The organism is Pelomonas sp. KK5, from assembly GCF_001984095.1.
Lineage (GTDB): Bacteria > Pseudomonadota > Gammaproteobacteria > Burkholderiales > Burkholderiaceae_C > KK5.
The window spans coordinates 21634-38697 of the sequence record NZ_LYVQ01000032.1; the positions used below are offsets into that span (position 1 = coordinate 21634).

The 17064-nt window shown below is 69.7% G+C and carries 17 protein-coding genes and 1 pseudogene; 3 read left to right on the forward strand and 15 right to left on the reverse strand.

The annotated features are described in order from the left end of the window. Positions 1-9: 9 nt before the first annotated feature. The 3 genes from B0W88_RS07070 to B0W88_RS07080 are packed head-to-tail and all read right to left on the reverse strand — an operon-like array spanning position 10 to position 2217. Complete coding sequence (locus B0W88_RS07070) at positions 10-324, reverse strand: DUF3325 family protein (protein WP_077033957.1); 315 nt, start codon at positions 322-324, stop codon at positions 10-12. Then, positions 314-1921, reverse strand: a complete 1608-nt coding sequence (locus B0W88_RS07075; RefSeq protein WP_077033974.1) for a PepSY domain-containing protein — start codon at positions 1919-1921, stop codon at positions 314-316. The genes B0W88_RS07070 and B0W88_RS07075 overlap by 11 nt, the downstream gene beginning before the upstream one ends. A gap of 5 nt (positions 1922-1926) precedes the next feature. After that, complete coding sequence (locus B0W88_RS07080) at positions 1927-2217, reverse strand: hypothetical protein (RefSeq protein ID WP_077033958.1); 291 nt, start codon at positions 2215-2217, stop codon at positions 1927-1929. A 78-nt stretch (positions 2218-2295) separates the two neighbouring features. Here B0W88_RS07080 and B0W88_RS07085 point away from each other — a divergent pair, with 78 nt between their 5' ends. Beyond that, positions 2296-4383 carry a TonB-dependent siderophore receptor gene (locus tag B0W88_RS07085; protein WP_077033959.1) on the forward strand — a complete coding sequence of 696 codons (2088 nt, stop codon included), beginning with the start codon at positions 2296-2298 and terminating at the stop codon, positions 4381-4383. Here the strand turns inward: B0W88_RS07085 and B0W88_RS07090 are convergent. Next, complete coding sequence (locus B0W88_RS07090; RefSeq protein WP_077033960.1) at positions 4371-5111, reverse strand: PEP-CTERM sorting domain-containing protein; 741 nt, start codon at positions 5109-5111, stop codon at positions 4371-4373. The genes B0W88_RS07085 and B0W88_RS07090 overlap by 13 nt on opposite strands. 17 nt (positions 5112-5128) lie before the next feature. Further along, a complete protein-coding gene (locus B0W88_RS07095) occupies positions 5129-6679 on the reverse strand; it encodes a methyl-accepting chemotaxis protein (RefSeq protein WP_233151643.1) in 1551 nt (516 codons plus the stop codon). Positions 6680-6749: 70 nt separating this feature from the next. Between B0W88_RS07095 and B0W88_RS07100 the strand changes: the two genes are divergently transcribed. Together B0W88_RS07100 and B0W88_RS07105 are read left to right on the forward strand one after the other, a co-directional pair. Then, complete coding sequence (locus B0W88_RS07100) at positions 6750-8282, forward strand: malonyl-CoA synthase (RefSeq protein ID WP_077033961.1); 1533 nt, start codon at positions 6750-6752, stop codon at positions 8280-8282. Next, positions 8279-8530, forward strand: coding sequence for a cysteine-rich CWC family protein (locus B0W88_RS07105; protein WP_077033962.1), 252 nt, complete (start codon positions 8279-8281; stop codon positions 8528-8530). Before B0W88_RS07100 ends, B0W88_RS07105 begins: the two co-directional genes overlap by 4 nt. On the opposite strand, the gene B0W88_RS07110 is transcribed toward B0W88_RS07105, so the two are convergent. From B0W88_RS07110 to B0W88_RS07155, 10 genes and pseudogenes are all read right to left on the reverse strand, one after another. After that, a complete protein-coding gene (locus B0W88_RS07110) occupies positions 8452-9591 on the reverse strand; it encodes a PEP-CTERM sorting domain-containing protein (RefSeq protein ID WP_077033963.1) in 1140 nt (379 codons plus the stop codon). The two genes, B0W88_RS07105 and B0W88_RS07110, sit on opposite strands and share 79 nt — an antisense overlap. Positions 9592-9754: 163 nt before the next feature. Beyond that, positions 9755-10432 carry a TetR/AcrR family transcriptional regulator gene (locus tag B0W88_RS07115; protein ID WP_083748630.1) on the reverse strand — a complete coding sequence of 226 codons (678 nt, stop codon included), beginning with the start codon at positions 10430-10432 and terminating at the stop codon, positions 9755-9757. A gap of 45 nt (positions 10433-10477) precedes the next feature. Continuing rightward, entirely contained in the window at positions 10478-10984 is a 507-nt protein-coding gene (locus B0W88_RS07120; RefSeq protein WP_077033965.1) for a hypothetical protein, read from the reverse strand. A 49-nt stretch (positions 10985-11033) separates the two neighbouring features. Beyond that, the gene (locus B0W88_RS07125) at positions 11034-11216 is read right to left on the reverse strand and encodes a hypothetical protein (protein ID WP_077033966.1); all 183 of its coding nucleotides are present in this window, start codon (positions 11214-11216) and stop codon (positions 11034-11036) included. Between the two features lie 66 nt (positions 11217-11282). After that, positions 11283-12311 carry an aromatic ring-hydroxylating dioxygenase subunit alpha gene (locus tag B0W88_RS07130; RefSeq protein ID WP_077033967.1) on the reverse strand — a complete coding sequence of 343 codons (1029 nt, stop codon included), beginning with the start codon at positions 12309-12311 and terminating at the stop codon, positions 11283-11285. A 24-nt stretch (positions 12312-12335) separates the two neighbouring features. Then, entirely contained in the window at positions 12336-13568 is a 1233-nt protein-coding gene (locus B0W88_RS07135; RefSeq protein WP_077033968.1) for an NAD(P)/FAD-dependent oxidoreductase, read from the reverse strand. A 41-nt stretch (positions 13569-13609) separates the two neighbouring features. Next, the gene (locus B0W88_RS07140) at positions 13610-13933 is read right to left on the reverse strand and encodes a 2Fe-2S iron-sulfur cluster-binding protein (RefSeq protein ID WP_077033969.1); all 324 of its coding nucleotides are present in this window, start codon (positions 13931-13933) and stop codon (positions 13610-13612) included. Continuing rightward, positions 13926-15680, reverse strand: coding sequence for a zinc ribbon domain-containing protein (locus B0W88_RS07145; RefSeq protein WP_077033970.1), 1755 nt, complete (start codon positions 15678-15680; stop codon positions 13926-13928). The genes B0W88_RS07140 and B0W88_RS07145 overlap by 8 nt, the downstream gene beginning before the upstream one ends. A gap of 54 nt (positions 15681-15734) precedes the next feature. Then, the gene (locus B0W88_RS07150; protein ID WP_077033971.1) at positions 15735-16871 is read right to left on the reverse strand and encodes an ABC transporter substrate-binding protein; all 1137 of its coding nucleotides are present in this window, start codon (positions 16869-16871) and stop codon (positions 15735-15737) included. A gap of 25 nt (positions 16872-16896) precedes the next feature. After that, positions 16897-17064, reverse strand: a pseudogene (locus B0W88_RS07155) (3-hydroxyacyl-CoA dehydrogenase); the annotation flags it as partial.

Here is a 17064-nt window from a genome sequence, read left to right on the forward strand (position 1 = left end):
GCGGATTCGTCAGGCCCAGGCCAGCAGCCAGGCCAGCACACGCGGCTTCCACGCGAAGACGAAGGCCACCGCGCAGGAAGCGGCCGACACCGACATCACCCACACCAGCACCGCCATCGAGGCGTGATCGGCGCGGCAGCACAGCAGCAGCGCGACGATCCAGGCCGCGGCGCCGAGCGCGCGCAAGGCCCTCGCCTGGCGCCTGCCGGGCGCCGCGCTGGCGCGCAGCTGCTGCCAATGTGCTTCCAGCGAGGCGGCCAGCCAGACGGCGCCGGCCAGGCAGCACAGCAGCGCCGCCAGCATCAGCAGGGACTCAGGACGCATGGGCCTGCTCCGCTGCCATCGCGCGCCTCGCGCCCATCGGCGCCAGCCGCCGCGCCAGCCCCGCCGCGATGAAGCCGACCGCCAGCAGGGCCAGGTCCACGCCGGCCACCGGCCAGTAGCGCTCGATGAAAAGCGTCTTCAGCAGATGGTCGCCGGTCGTCAAGGCGTTCAGCAGCACCGCCCCGAAGGCCAGCACGGCGACGACGCAGCACTGCTCGAACCAGGCAGCCCGGCCGCGCCCGAAGGCATGGGCAAAGGACAGCAGCCAGACACCCCAGAAGGCCTCGCGTTCGATCTCGGGCATCAGCCGGTTGGCCACCAGCATCGCCAGCGCCGCGGCCAGCGGGCCCAGCACGGTGCCGACCGCCATCGCATCGGCCCAGCGGGCGCCCGCCGGATGCCTGCGCTTGCGCTTCTCGACGAAGAACAGGAAGCCGGTGGCGATGCAGGCGCAGCCGGCCAGGCCGCCGAACAGGTAGAACCAGCGCAGCGCCCAGTGCTCGAACTGCTGCAGGTGCAGGCCGGTCAGGAACTCGTTGACCTTGGCGATGGCCGAGGGCTGCGGCTCCTCGTAAAGCACCCGGCCACTCGTGCCCTCGAAATGGATGGCCTGGCCCAGCAAGGCCACGCGGTCGCTGCCGCCGCGGTAGATGGTGACGTAGCTGTTGCGATCGCCGGGATGGTTGATGACGAGGTAGCCCACCTCGCCGGCCATGTCGTGCGCCGCCCAGCGGCGCTTGGCCTCGGCCACCATGGCGTCCACGGATGCCAGCGGCGCCGGCACGCCGGCCGCCGCGTAAGGCAGGTTCCTGGCCTGCGCCTCGGCCATCATCGCGGCCGTCGCCTGCGGCTTCAGCATCGTCTCCGACACCGGCAGGTACATCGCCGCGAAGATCGTCAGCCCGGTCAGCGCGAAGAAGAAATGAAAAGGCAGCGCGACGACGCCGGTCAGGTTGTGCAGGTCCAGCGTGCTGCGCTGCAGATGCTTCCTCGGGCGGAAGGTGAAGAACTCGCGGAACAGGCGGCGGTGGATGATGACGCCCGACACCAGCGCCGCCAGCATCACCAGCGCCGCCGCGCCGACGATCCAGTAGCCGAGGTTCTTCCATGTGAGATGCAGCCCGATGTGCATCGGGTAGAAGAACTCGCTGCCGATCTTCAGCTGGTCGTCGCGCAGCAGGCGGCCGTTGCGCGGGTCGACGGTGACGTGACCGTGGACATGGTCGTCCGGATCGTTCGGGTTGCCGGGCACGGCGTACTCGGCATAGAGGCCGACGACCGGGTCGCGGTGGGTCGTGTAGGCGGCGAAGTTGACCGGCTTGAGCTTCTCCGGCAGCGGCGTGGAGACCCGGCCCCGCGCGGCTTCCAGTTCCTGGGCCTCGGGCGCCATCTGCGCGAACAGCGGCAGCAGCATGCGGTCGAAGGACGGCATCGGCTGCGCGGGGAAGCGGGTCTCGGGCAGCGCCCAGCGGTCGAACTCGCGGTCGAACACCGACAGCGAGCCGAAGAAGAAGATCACCACCAGCAGGTAGCCCAGCACCAGGCCCAGCCAGGTGTGCAGCCAGCTCATGGACTGGCGCAGGTTCGACAAGGACATCGCGTTCACCGCGGCAGCGGGGCCAGCCAGGCGCCCAGGGCGGTCATCGCGGCGCCGCCGCCCAGCAGCACCAGCCACACGCGCAGCGCACTGGCCGCGGCATAGGACCAGCAGAACGCCGCCAGCCAGACCAGGAAGGCGAGCAGGACCATCGCCGTCTGCGCATCGGCATAGGGCAGGCCGGCGCGCAGCAGGGCCACGGTGCCAAGCATCACCAGGCCCCAGACGAAGACCCAGCCGCCCAGGAAGCTGGCGCCGACGCGCGAGGCGATCTGCGCCCATCGAGTTGTTCTCATATCCGAATCTTAATGGGAATTCTTCTCAATTGCGATAAAGTCGCATTTGCATTCGCATCGACTCACTCCAAGAACTCCATGAAACATCACTTCCTGTTGACCGCCTGCGCCATCGCGGCGTCGCTCGCGACTGCCGAGTTCGCCCAGGCGCAGGACAGCACCGGCAACACCCTCGAGCAGATCGTCGTCACCGGCAAGCGCGCCAACCGCGTCTCCAAGGGCGCGACCGGCCTGGCCATGGACGTGAAGGACACGCCCCAGTCGATCTCCAGCATCGACAAGGACGACATGGCCGACTTCGGCCTGAGCGGCAGCAACGAGGCGCTGCGCATGGCCACCGGCATCAACGTCGAGCAGTACGAGACCAACCGCGCCACCTTCAACTCGCGAGGCTTCGAGATCCAGCTGACCCAGGTGGACGGCCTGGGCATGACCAACTCCTGGGGCACCGTGGTCGGCCGCGAGGACACCTTCCTGTTCGAGCGCATCGAGCTGATCCGCGGCGCCAACGGCCTGCTGACCGGCGTGGGCAACTCGTCCGGCACGATCAACTACATCCGCAAGCGCCCGACCAATACCGACGGCGGCGAGGTCGGCGTCAGCTTCGGTTCCTGGGGCCTGAAGCGCGCCGAGCTGGACTACAACAAGGTGCTCACGACGGACGGCCGCTGGGCCGGCCGCCTGGTGGTGGCCACCGAGGACAAGGACTCCTGGATCCGCGACCTGCACGACAGGCGCAACACGGTCTATGGCGTCATCGACGGCCAGATCGGCGACAACGGCGTGCTGACCGTGGGCCTGACAGCCGTCGACTCGAAGCAGAACTCGCCCATGTGGGGCTCGCTGACGCTGCTGCGCGCGGACGGCACGCAGGCGGACTTCCCGGTCGGCTCATCCACCTCGGCCGACTGGACCTACTGGAACACCAAGTCCTACAACGCCTTCGCCGAATACACGCACCGCCTGGCCGACAACTGGGAAGCCAAGCTCACCTACAACGTCCGCCACGGCAACGAGGCGACCAAGCTGCTCTACGCCTACACCAACACCGGCACGCTGAACAACGACAACACCGGCCTGATCGGCTGGCCCTACCGCAGCCTCAGCAGCACCGACGACACGGTGCTGGACGCCAACGTCTCCGGCCAGTTCAGCGCCTTCGGCCGCAAGCACAGCCTGCTGGTGGGCATCTCCCGCTCGCACGAGAAGACCTCCACCGACACCTTCGCCGCCGAGTCCAACGCCTTCCTCCCGCTGCCCGCCTTTCCCTACGGCGGCGACACCTATCCGGAACCGAGCTGGGGCGCGCGCACGCCCAGCACCGCCGGCGAGCAGACGCTGACGCGGCTGTACGTGGCTTCGCGGCTGGCGCTGACCGATTCCTTCAAGGCCGTGGTCGGCCTCAATGCCGCCCGCCTGGTGCGCGGCGGTGACTCGCAGTACGGCAGCGGCGGCCAGTTGCTGGACCCGAAGACCAGCAAGCTGAGCCCCTACCTCGGCTTCACCTACGACATCACGCCCGACGTGCTGGGCTATGTGTCCTACTCCGACATCTTCCAGGCCCAGGAGCAGAACGACGTCCACGGCTTCCAGCTGGCGCCGATGAAGGGCGTCAACACCGAGGCCGGCATCAAGGCCGAGTGGCTGGGCAAGGCGCTGCTGACCACCTTCGCCGTGTTCACCGCCAAGCAGCAGGGCCTGGCCACCTACGCCGGCATCGACAGCAACCAGCAGTACTACTACGAGCCCAAGGACGTCCGCTCCAAGGGCTTCGAGGCGGAGGCGACCGGCCGCATTGGCAAGGACGCCAAGGTCTCGCTGGGCTACACCCACCTGATGCTGACCGGCCCGGACGGCAATGACATCTACGAATGGATCCCGCGCAACACGCTGAAGGCCCGCGTGGAGAGCCGCGTGCCCGCCCTGCCCGCGCTGCGCCTGGGCCTGGGCGCGCGCTGGCAGTCGGACATCAGCAAGATCGGCAGCGCCGTGCAGCCGGCCTACGCGGTGGCCGATGCCTTCGCCGCCTGGGAGCTGAACCCGAAGACCACGCTGCGGCTGAACGTCAACAACCTGAGCGACAGGAAGTACATCACCGGCCTGGCCTACGGCGCGGTGTACGGCGAGCCGCGCAACTTCGCGGTGTCGCTGGACTACAAGCTCTGACGGCGGCGCAGGCGCCAGCCCAGCGCCGCCAGCCCGAGCGCCAGCAGGCCGAAGCTGCCCGGCTCGGGCACCACGGCGGCCATGTTGACCGTCCCGGCCACCGCGCCCGGGTTGTCCCAGTACCAGGACGAGGTGCCGACGAAGTTGCCCGCGTCGACGAAGCCGATGTAGAGCCGCGTCGCGCCGGCCGGCGCGGTGAAGGTCAGCAGCGTGCCCGAGGCGTCGTTGAAGCCGGTCCGCCCGTCACCGACGAAGAAGACCTGGTACAGCCCCGGCGCCTGGCTGCTCGGGTTGTTGGCATCCCAGGCCGGCAGCGCAGCCGGCGCGGCGGTACCGAAGGGGTCGGTCTCCGAGGCGAACATCGCCACCAGCGGCAGCTGGGTGTTGCCGAAGGCGTCCGAGATGCCGTTGATGCCGGTGATCGTGGAGGTCGGACCCAGCCAGTTGCCGCCCTCTGGCGTGGCCAGCTGGCTTGGGTCGTTGCAGCAGTTCAGCCCGCCGGTGACACCGCTGAAGGTGAAGACATTGCCGCTGCCGGCCGTGAAGGCCAGGTAGGGCGCATCGGTGGCCAGGTTGTCCTCCGCGCCGGAGTGGCCGAACACCTGGTAGAGGCTCGTCGTGCCGGGCACGTTGAAGGCGGCGCTGCCGCCGGGGGCGATGGCGGTCTGCGCGGATGCAGCACCGACTGCCAGCAGCGCGGCGGCGGCAACAGGATAAGCGGATTTCATGGACGTCTCCTTCTGCTTCAACTGGTCTCGGCGACCTTGAATACCTTGACCATCTCGCCCAGCACCGCGGCCTGCTGCTTCAGCGACTCCGCGGCCGCCGCGGTCTGCTCCACCAGCGCGGCGTTCTGCTGGGTCATGCTGTCCAGGTTGGCCACCGCCTGATTGACCTGGGCGATGCCGTCGGACTGACCGATGCTGGCCTCGCTGATCTCGTTGACCGTGCTGCTGACCCGCTGCACGGCGCTGAGGATCTCGCTCATCGACTGCCCGCCGCGGCTGACCTGCCGCGCACCGGCGTCCACGCGTTCGGACGACTCGGCGATCAGCGCCTTGATCTCGCGCGCCGCCTGCGCGCTGCGCTGGGCCAGCGTGCGCACCTCGTTGGCCACCACCGCGAAGCCGCGGCCCTGCTCGCCGGCGCGCGCAGCCTCCACCGCCGCGTTCAGCGCCAGGATATTGGTCTGGAAGGCGACACCGTCGATGACGGCCGTGATGTCCGAAATCCTCTTGCTCGAGGCGGCGATGCCGTCCATCGTCGCCACCACTTCGTGCATCACCGCGGCGCCCTGCCGCGCCTGGCCGGCCGCGGTGTCGGCCAGCGCATTGGTCTGCTGCGCGGCATCGGAGGAGTGCCGCACCTGCTGGGTCAGCTCCTGCATCGAGGCCGAGGTCTGCTGCAGGTTGGAGGCCGTCTGCTCGGTACGCGCCGACAGGTCCTGGCTGCCCAGCGCCACCTCGCCGGAAGCCACGCCGATCGACTCGGTCGCCTCGCGGATGCCGCGCACCAGGTCGGCCAGGCGCTGCTTCATCGCCGCCACCTCGGCCAGCACCAGGCCGATCTCGTCGGCGCTGCCGGGCTCGACATGCCCGCTCAGGTCGCCGCTGGCTACCGCATGCACCGCCTCGCGCATGGTGCCCAGGCGCCGCCGCAGGCTGCGCACGAACAGTTCCACACCCACCAACGCCGCCACACCGGCAATAGCGACGAGGATCAGCGTCATCCGCGCGTCCTTGCGCACCACCGCCGCCACGTCGTCCACGTACACGCCCGAGCCCAGCACCCAGCCCCAGGGCTCGAACAGCTGCACATAGGAGCGCTTGGGCACCGGCTCGCTGGCGCCGGGCTTGGGCCAGAGGTAGTCGAAGAAGCCGCTGCCGCCGCCGGCCTTGACCGTGTTGACCGCCTCGATGAACACCGCCTTGCCGTTGGGATCCTTGTTGGCCGAGACGTCCTTGCCGTTCATCTCCGGCTTGATCGGATGCATCACCATCGTCGGGCGCAGGTCGTTGATCCAGATGTACTCGCTGCCCGAGTAGCGGATCTTGCCGACCGCCGCAGCAGCCTGGGCCTGCGCCTCGGCCTCGGACAGCGCGCCGGACTTGGCCCTGGACTGGAAGTCGCGCACGATCGCCGCGGCGCTCTTCACCTGGTCCACCGTCGTCAGCATGCGCACGTCCATCAGGCTGTCGGCCGAGTGCGCGCTGAGCAGCGCGATCAGGCCGATGAAGCCGAGCAGCACCAGACCCACGGCCACGCGCAGGCGCGTGGCGAGCATCATCTTGCCCATCTGTCTTGTCTCCTGTCCCCCGGACGGCCCGACTATGAGCCCGCCGCCGCCGGAAGGCAATAATTCGCGAATGCAAGCCAATCTCTATGCCGCGCTGCGCGCCGGCTTCCCCGCTGATCTGGACGCCACGGCCATCGAGTGCGCGGACGGCGCCGGCCTCAGCTACAGCTGGCGCGACCTGGAGCGCGGCAGCGCGATGCTGGCCAATCTGCTCGACTCGCTGGAGCTGCCGCCCGCCTCGCGCATCGCCGTGCAGACCGAGAAGAGCGTGGAGGCGCTGATGCTCTACCTGGCCGTGCTGCGCGCCGGCCATGTCTACCTGCCGCTGAACACCGCCTACCAGGCCGCCGAGATCGACTACTTCATCGGCAATGCGGAGCCGGCGGTGGTGGTCTGCGCGGGGCGCAATTTCGGCTGGGTCAGCAAGATCGCCTTCCTGGCGGGCACGCAGAACGTTTTCACGCTCAATGAAGACCGCAGCGGCACGCTGCTGGACCGCGCCTCCACGCTGCCCGACACGCACGAGGTGGCGGTCAAGCGCGCCGACGAGATGGCCGCCATCCTCTACACCAGCGGCACGACCGGCCGCAGCAAGGGCGCGATGCTCTCGCACGGCAACCTGCTCAGCAACGCCCGCACGCTGCAGGCCTACTGGGACTGGCAGAAGGACGACGTGCTGATCCACGCGCTGCCGATCTTCCATGTGCACGGCCTCTTCGTCGCCTCGCACGGCGCGCTGCTGAACGGCAGCAAGATGATCTGGTTCAGCGGCAAGTTCGAGCCGCGCGCGGTGATCCAGCGCCTGCCCGAGGCCACCGTCTTCATGGGCGTGCCCACGCTGTATGTGCGGCTGCTGACCGAGGGCGCGCTGGACAAGGCCGCCTGCCGCCGGATGCGCCTGTTCATCAGCGGTTCCGCGCCGCTGCTGGTCGAGACCTTCCGCAGCTGGCAGCAGCGCACCGGCCACACGATCCTGGAGCGCTACGGCATGAGCGAGACGGTGATGCTGACCAGCAACCCCTGCCGGCCCGAGGACGGCGACCGCATCGGCGGCACGGTCGGCTTCGCGCTGCCCGGCGTGGGCGTGCGGGTGCGCGACGACGCGGGCGCGGAGTGCGCCGCCGGCGAGATCGGCAATATCGAGGTGCGCGGCCCCAATGTCTTCGCCGGCTACTGGCGCATGCCCGAGAAGACGCAGGAGGAGTTCACCGCCGACGGCTGGTTCCGCACCGGCGACGTGGGCCGGCGCGACGCCCGCGGCTACTTCACGATCGTCGGGCGCAGCAAGGACCTGATCATCAGCGGCGGCTACAACGTCTACCCCGCTGAAGTAGAGGGTTACGTCAACGACATGGCCGGCGTGGCCGAGACCGCCGTGATCGGCGTGCCGCATCCGGACTTCGGCGAAGCGGTGGTCGCCGTCGTGATCGCCAAGCCGGGCGCGCAGCTGGACGGCGCTGCCATCACTGCCGCGCTGAAATCGCAGATCGCCAACTTCAAGGTGCCCAAGCAGGTCTTCATCGAGGCCGAGCTGCCGCGCAACGCGATGGGCAAGGTGCAGAAGAACCTGCTGCGCCAGCAGCATGCCGGGCTGTTCCAGTGAGCGGGGCAGCGCTCGATGACACCTGCCCGCGCTGCGGCGGCGGCTTCCACTGCGGCGTCAACGATGCGCGCTGCGACTGCTTCGGCCTGAACCTGGGCGCCGAACTGAAGCAGCGGCTCGCGGGCGAGTACCCGGGCCGCTGCCTGTGCGTGAGCTGCCTGAAGGCGCTTCAGGAAGAAGACGAGGCGGCCTTGCGCCGGCGCGAGACCACGCCCACCGCGGCCAGCCCCAGCGCCATCAGGCCGTAGGTCGCCGGCTCCGGCACCGGCGTCATCACGAAGGCGTGGGCGGTGCCGTCGGTCATCATGGCCCAGCCGGTGATCTGGCCGTTGTCGCCGATGCCCATGGCGCGGGTCGTCGTGGTGGTGCTCATGTTCCAGCCCGCGCCGTTGACCAGCAGGCTGGACAGCAGGTAGTCGGTGCCGTCGGCGTAGAGGAAGGGGTTGGCGTAGAGGCCGCTGCCGGTGCCCACGGCCCAACCCTGGCTGTTGATGCTGTAGAGCTGGCCGCCCTGGGTGCTGTTCGAGGTCTGCGGCACGATGACGGTACCGCCGGCCTGCGACCAGATGAAGTTGGACGTCCCGGCCATGCCGGTCACCAGGCCGTTCTCGCTGACGCCGAAGGCCGTGGCGGCGCCGGTGCCGGTGTTCAGCTGGGTCAGCGTGCCGCTGTTCATGTCGTACACGACCGCGACGTTGCGGGAGTCGGCGGTGGTGCCGGTGCCGACGACCAGGCCGGCGTCGTTGATGGCGAAGGCCGTCTGCATGTACGTGCCTTCCGGCGTCATCGCATTGATGACCGTGGTCTTGCCGGAGACGGTGTTGAAGATCGTGGCCTGCTCCGAGATGCCGGAGCCGACCGAGCCGACGGCGATGCCCTGGTCGTTGATGTCGCGGGCCCGGCCGGCGGTCTGGCCGGTGGGCAGCTTGAGCGCGCTGGCCACGCCCTTGGTCCACATCACCGGCACCGGGTTGGAGCCCAGCCCGTTGACCGCGGCCACGCCCACGGCCACGCCGCTGTTGTTGACGCCGTAGCCCCACTCGAAGTTGTAGCCGGCCAGCGTGCCGAGCTGCTGCATGCCGCTGCCCGCCTGCCAGACGAAGGCCGCCTGCGAGGCGCTCGCTTGCGGGAAGTTCAGCGTCGTGCCGGTGATGTAGCCGCCGCCGCTGGACATGCCCCAGGCGGCGCTGGAGTTGCCGGACGAGGCGATCGTGCCGAGATCGGCGATCGAGTACTGCGGGGCGGCGGCCAGCGCCAGCAGCGGGGCCTGGGCGGCGATCAGGGCCAGGGCGAGTCGGGACAGCTTCATCAGAGGGAACTCCGTCTACAAGATCGGGCGGAGTCTAGGCAGGGGTGCGGGGTGGGCGCTGCGGGTCAGCCCCAGGTGCGGGCGAGATCGCCGCTTTCGGGACAAGGCTGGTCAGCGGCGACGGCAGCGCCCGCGGCTCACCCCCGCGAATCGGGGGTGCGCTTCAGCGGCCTTCGCAGACCCGCGCGAGCTGTCCGGCCACCATCTCCGACATGGTCTGCGCCACCGCCTGCGGGTCCAGGCTGGCGTCGTCGAACAGCATCTCGTGGGCGGCATACAGCGCGTCGATGGCCAGGCGCAGCGTGAGGCGGGCGCGGGCCGGGTCGGCCTCCGGATGGGCGGCGCCGAAGGGCTCCATCATCATCTCGGTGAAGACCTCGCGCGAGCGCAGGCGCTGGCCCTGCAGCGCCGGCACCGCCCGCTGCGCGCGGGTGACCCAGACGCCGGCCGGCATCTGCGCCGTCAGCGCCTGCATCTGCAGGAAGAGCTCGGCCAGGCTGCGGGCGAACTCGGCCTCGGGCAGGGCCATCGTCGCGGCGCTGGCCCAGGGCATCAGCAGCTTGTTCTGCTGCTGCATCAGCCGCACGCTCAGCTCATGCAGGATCGCGTACTTGTTCGGGAAGTACTGGTACAGCGCCGGCGGCGAGATGCCGGCGCGCTGGCAGACCAGATTGGTGGACAGGCGCTCGATGCCGACCTCGCCCAGCAGCTCGGCGCAGGCGGCGAGGATGCGTTCGTAGGTCTCGACGGCTCGGGGCTGCAGCGGGGCGCGCTTGGGTTCGAGATCGGGGCGCGCGGGCTTGCCGGAGGCTGGAGTCGTCATCGGATCGGCAGTGCTCATGGCCCCAGTCTAGTGCCGTTGGGCGATCTGCAACCGTCTCCAAATTCAGACGGCCGCCTCGGCCTTGACCCGCATCAGCGCCATCTGCAGCACCCGCGCGTCGCTGCTGGCGCGGTGGCGGGCGATCTTCTGCTCGCTGCGCACCTGGGCGGCGATCTGGTGGAAGCGGGCCGCCTCGCCGTCGCTCAGCAGCCGGCGCAGGTCTTCGAGATGGAAGGCGGGCAGCCGGTCCACGCTGTCGAACAGCCGGGCCAGCCAGGGGTAGTCGTGGCCCCAGCCGTCGCAGTAGACGGTCTGGCCCTGCAGGCGGCGGTTCAGCTCGTCGGCCACCCACTCAGGCGGCTTGCCATGGGCCATCAGCGTGGCGCGGCTGATGCCGTGCAGGGCCTCGGCCTGGATGTCCCAGTGCTGCCAGTCGGGCTCGGGATGGATCAGGCTGCAGAACACCGTGCCGGACGGTCCGACGAAGCCGACCTCGATCGGATAGCTGCCGCGCCCGAAGCCCGAGGCTTCGATGTCGATGATGGCGGGCTGGAAGAACGACTCGGCCATGCAGGGGCTCCCCTGTCGATCGGGTGAGCCCAGTGTAGGGTCAGTTCAGTCAGCAATCAGCCTTGTATTCCCGCAGTTCCTGGGCCAGCACCTGGTAGTCGTGCAGCTGCGCCATCTGCAGCAGCTCGTCCACATTGCCCAGGTCCACATGCTCGTGGCCCATGCCGCGGCGCAGCAGCTGGAAGATCTCCTCGATGGAGGGCTTGCTGGGCTTCTGATCGCTCGTCGTCATCTCGTGCGCCTCCTGCTGTCGTAGTGGCTGCAGACCGGCAATCCGCGTGCCCCGGTGATGCGCGATTCAGTTCTCGGCGGCCAGCAGCCTGTCCAGCAGGCGCCGCGCCAGCGTGCCGCCGGCATCGATGTTGAGCTTCATCAGCCGGCGCTCGGGCCAGGCCTCGAGGTTGCGCTGCTGGCGCTCCAGCATCTCCAGGTCCTCGGCGAAGATCTTGCGCTGGCCTTCGCGGATGCTGTCGGTCAGTGCCGCGTCGTCGGGCTTGAAGCGCCGCGCCATGCCCCAGAAGTACCAGATCGAGTTGTCGGTCTCCGGCGTGATGAAGTCGACCACGATGCTCGAGGCCTTGACCGCGGACGGCGCCTCGTGGCCGCCCTGCCCGGCCAGCGCCACGCCGACCTCGATCATCACCTGGCTGGGCGGCGTGAAGCGGCAGATCTGCCAGCGGTCCACCGGCCGGTCGTCCGGCAGGCCCATGCCGCGCAGCGCCATCTGCCAGAAGGGCGGCGCGGGGATGTCGAACATGCGCCGCTCGGTGATCACCGCGTCGCCCTCGGCGCGGGTCTGCGGCGGCGCCTCGTCGATCTCCTTCTGGCCGATGCTGTTCGCATGGACGTAGGTCTCGTGCGTCAGGTCCATCAGGTTGTCGATCATCAGCCGGTAGTCGCAGCGCACGTGGTAGAGCCCGCCGCCGTAGGCCCACTCGGGGTGCCCGGCCCAGTCGAGCGGCGGGATGGCCGCCTCGTCCGCCTGCACCGCATCGCCGGGCCAGACCCAGACGAAGCCGTGCCGCTCCACCACCGGATAGCGGCGCACCGCCGGGAACACGCTGATGCGCTGGCCCGGCATCGCCACCGGCTGGCCTTCGGTGCCCAGGCGCAGCCCGTGGTAGCCGCATTGCAAGGTGCCGTCGACGACCCGGCCCAGCGAGAGCGGCGCGCCGCGGTGCGGGCAGAAGTCCTCCAGCGCGGAGACCATGCCATCGGCGCCGCGGAAGAAGGCGATCGCCTCACTGCAGATGCGGCGGCCGAGCGGCTTGTCGGCCGGGATCTCATCGGGGGTGGCGGCGACGTACCAGGCGTTCTTCGGGAACATGTCGTCGCCTCCCTTGGCGTGATCTCAGGCGTGATTCTTCAGCGGCACGGCCGGGTCGCAGGCCACGTCGGGCGCTACGACCTTGCCGGTCTCCAGCAGCTTGCGCGCCGCCATGTGGTCCAGCGGCGCGCTGACGCTCTCCACGCAGGCCAGCCGCTCGCCGACGTAGTGCAGGATCGAGAAGCTCGCGGCGCTGGCGCCGGGGCGGCGATAACGCCGAACTTCAGCGGTATCGGCCGGCGGCATCAGGCCCGCCATCTGCAGCCGCATCGCGCCCTGCTCGGACCAGAACCAGGGCAGCGCCTTGTAGGGCTCCTCGCGGCCCTGCAGCGTGGCGGCGGCGGTGCGGGCCTGGTCGTTGGCGTTCTGCACCGATTCCAGCCGCAGGTGGCGGCCGCTGTGATGCTCGTCGAAGCTGCAGCAGTCGCCGATGGCGAGGATGTCGGGGTCGGAGGTGCGCAGGTAGGCGTCGACGGTGATGCCGTTGTCGCACAGCAGGCCGGCCGCGCTGGCCAGCGCATGCTCCGGCATCGCGCCGATGCCCATCACCAGCAGCTCGACCTTCTCGCGCACACCGCCCACGCCCAGCGCCACCAGCCGGTCGCCCTCGATCTCGAACTCGCCGACGGTCACGCCCAGGCGCAGGTCGATGCCGCTGGCCAGATGGGTCTGCAGCACGTGCTCGGCCAACTCCGGCGAGACCGAGCGGGCCAGCAGCCGCGGCGCCGATTCCAGCACCGTCACCGGCTTGCCCTGCGCCCGTACGGTGGCGGCGATCTCCAGGCCGATGAAGCCGCCGCCGAGCACGGTCAGCGAGGAGGCGGCCTGCAGCCGCTCGCGCAGCTTCAGCGCATCGGCGCTGCTGCGCAGGATCAGGACATTGCTCAAGCTGGCCGGCAGGTGCGACAGGCGGCGCGCGCGGGTGCCGGTGGCCAGCACCAGCTTGCCGTAGGGCAGCACGGCGCCGGACCGCAGCGTCACCGTGCGCGCGGCGCGGTCGATCACCACGGCCGCATCGCCGCGATGCAGCGTGATGCCGGATTGGGCGTACCAGTCCTCGGCGCGGTGCGGCTGCAGCTTCTCGTCCGGCGTCTTCAGGAAGGCCTTGGACAGCGGCGGGCGGTGGTAGGGCAGCTCCGCCTCCTCGCACACCAGGTGCACCCGCGTACCCAGGCCGGCCGCGGCCAGCGCGCCGCACAGGGCCGCGCCGGCATGGCCGCCGCCGATGATGACGATGTTGTCGTTGCTGCTGCTCATTCAGGAATCTCTTGCCAAGCGAAAAGCAGCATTCTCGGCCATCAGTACTGCCGCTCGGGCAGACGCACGACCAGGCCCTGCAGCTCGGGCGTCAGCGGGATCTGGCAGGACAGCCGGCTGGTCGGCTCGCGCGGCACGGCGGTGACCTCGAGCATCTCGTTCTCGCTGGCCGAGGGCGGCGGCAGCCGCGCCGCCCAGGCCTCGTCGACGATGACATGACAGGTGGCGCAGGCCATCGAGCCGCCGCACTCGGCCACGATGCCGTCGATGCCGTAGCCGGTGGCGGCCTGCATCAGGCTGACGCCCACGGGCGCCTCGAAGCCCTCTTCGCGGCCGTCGGGATGGATGAAGGTGATGTCAGGCATGGACCTTGGTGCCGCACTTGGAACAGAAGAGATCGTCGCCGGCCAGGCCCGCTCCGCACTTGCGGCAGAAGCTTGCAGCCAGGGCCGGGGCCGATGCCGGCTCGGGCGCCAGCCGGATCTGCGGCGCGGCGTTGTCATTGCCGACCAGCCGCTCCGCCGCCCCCAGCGCCTGCAGGCGCTCGGCATCGGCCTGGCTGCCCGGCGCCACCAGCGAGGCGCGCGACTGGCCGAACTCCGCCAGGTGCTGGGCCAGCTCCCGCGTGCCGGCGTCGGACGAGAACATCGCCGTCACCTGCCGGCGCTCATCCTTGCCGAACACCACCGACTCGATGCGGGCGCGCCAGATGCGCAGCGTCATCGCCTCGGTGCGCACGATCTGGTTGCTGGTCTGCACGCGGGCGCTGACCATATTGCCGGTGCCGACGCTGGCCGTCATGTAGGTGCCGGCCATCTCCACCCAGACCAGCACAGACTCGAAGTCGAAGCGGCCCCACAGCCGTGCCGACGACTTGAAGCAGAAGGTCGCCACCAGCAGCAGGATGCTGGCCGAACCGAGCCAGGAGAAGGACGCGCTGCCGCGCTCGGCCGCGGAGTCAAAGCTGGAGGGGTCGCCGAACTGGCGCACGAACATCAGCGCCGCGATCACGCCGGCCAGCACCAGCAGCGTGGCGAACAGGTCCAGCACCGCCAGCCACTTGTGCGTGCGCGAGCCCAGCGCCTGGCCGATGCCGGCCGGCGTGGTGCCGCTCATCGGCATCGGCTGCGATTCCTCGAACAGCTCGCCGCTGAACGGGCCCGAATGCAGCTGCGGGTCGATCACCGGCACCTGGCGCGCATAGCGGCGGTTCGGGATCTTCTCGGTCCACTGCTCCTGCAGCCGGCGTTCGAGCTCGTCGATCAGCAGGCTGGGCGGCACGTTCAGCGAGAGGCGCAGCTGCTCCGAGCTGGTCTGCGTGGCCGGCGGCGGCTTGACCTGGCCCAGCACCGCCAGCATCGACAGCGCCACTGCAGCCAGCGCGGAAAGCAGCATCACCGTCGTCTGCGGCGCCAGGCTCCAGTGCAGCGCCGGCAGCACCTTGCTGGCCGCGCCGACCAGCGCCGGGCCGAGGATGGCGCCGACGATCAGCGCGATCACCGCCGGCAGGCTCAGCGAGGCCGGGCTGGACGAGAGGATCGGCTTCAGCAGGAAGATGAAGCCGAAGGCGAAGTAGGCCAGGCTCAGCCAGGGCCGGTTCATCGCGTTGCCGAACACGAGCCAGGCGAAGGCGAAGCTCAGCAGCGTGACCGCCAGCGCGGCGAAGTTGAAGAAGTGGACCCGCGCCTGCAGCTGCACCGCATCGGGCGCGGTGATCAGGTGCGGGGCGGCGTGATAGAGCACGCCGTCGAGCGCGCCCTTGGGCTCGGGATACTCGAGGGCGCCCTGGCGCAGCAGGCCCTTGTGGTACTCGGCCCGCGGCGAGGTGCCGACGACGGTGGGCGCCAGGTCCGGCGCCAATGACAGCGGCCGGCCGCGCCCGAAGAAGAAGCGCAGCCGCTTGGCCGCGGTCGACGCCGACAGGATGCCGAAGGCCAGCAGCGCGATGCCCACGGCGATCGGCGCCTTGGACAGGCTTTCGCGCGCCGACGTCACGCACCACAGGCCCGCCGCCACCAGCAGCGCCGCGCACAGGAACAGCAGGCGGTTCTGCACCTTGTACGGGTTGGGAATCTCGAGGCGGGCGCTCTCGGACGAATAGTCGTAGCTCACTCTGCTTGTCCCCCGGAAAAAACTCGCGGGTGAGTATCGCGCCTGCGGCCGCGTTCAGGGTTCGAGCTTCCAGTCCCCGTTCACCACTTTCATGACGATGCCCGCATCGGGGCGGAAGCCCCAGTGGTCGGCGGCCGTGTACTGCACCACGCCGTTGGTGGCGACGACCGGCTTGCCCGAGGTCTCGATCGCCTCCTTCAGCGCCGCGCGGAACTCCGGGGTGCCAGGTCTTGCCTTGGCCTTGGCGGCCGGCAGCACCTGCTCCAGCAGCAGCATCAGGTCGTAGGAATGGCCGGCCAGCGTGTTGCGGGTGCCGGGGCCGAACATCTTCTCGTAGTCGGCCACGAAGCGCTGCGACACGGCCTTGGAGGCATTGCTGTCCGGCAGCTGCTCGGCGACCACCGGCGGGCCGGCCGGCACCAGCGCGCCCTCCACGCCCTTGCCGCCGACGCGGATCAGGTCGCGCGTGGCCGCGGCATGGGTCTGGTAGATGCGGCCCTTGTAGCCGCGCTCGTTCAGGGCCAGCTGCGGCATCGCGGCGCCGCTGCCGGAGGCGACCACCAGCACCGCATCGGGGTTGGCGCTGACCAGCTTCAGCGCCTGGCCGGTCACGCTGGTGTCGGCCCGCGCAAAGCGCTCTGTGCCGACCAGACGGATGCCCGCCTTCTCCAGCCGCGGCGTGATCTCGGCCAGCCAGGATTCGCCGTAGGCATCGCTGTAGCCGAGGAAGCCGACCGTCTTGATGCCGGCCTTCTGCATGTGCTGCACGACCGCGTTGGCCATCACGCCGTTGGACGGCGGCATGCGGAAGGTCCAGGCGTCCTTGCCCGGCGGCAGCGGGGCCGGCGACATCGCGATCTGCACGACCTTCGCTTCCATCGCCACGTCGGCGATCGCGATGGCCACCGGCGTGGCGCCGGAGCCGACGATCAGGTCCACCTTGTCGTCGACGAAGCGGCGCGCGTTCTGCACGCCCTTGCTCGGGTCGGTGGCGTCGTCCATGACGATCAGCTTCACCTTCTCGCCGGCGATGGTCTCGGGCCAGAGCTTGAAGCCGTTGTTCATCGGGATGCCCAGGCCCGAGGCCGGCCCGGTCAGCGGCAGGCTGATGCCGATGGTGAGATCGGCGCGGGCGGCGGTGCCGGCGAGCAGCAGGGCCAACGCGCAAGTCCAGCGGATGGATGTCGTCATGTCTCTTGTCTCCTTGTTGTGATGTTCAACGAGGCGCCATGCGCAGGGCGCCGTCCAGGCGGATCGTTTCGCCGTTCAGATGCACGTTGCCAACGGCATGGCAGGCCAGCTCCGCGAATTCCTCGGGCTTGCCCAGGCGCGGCGGGAACGGGATCGAACGCGCCAGCGAGGCCTGCACCTCGGGCGGCAGCGT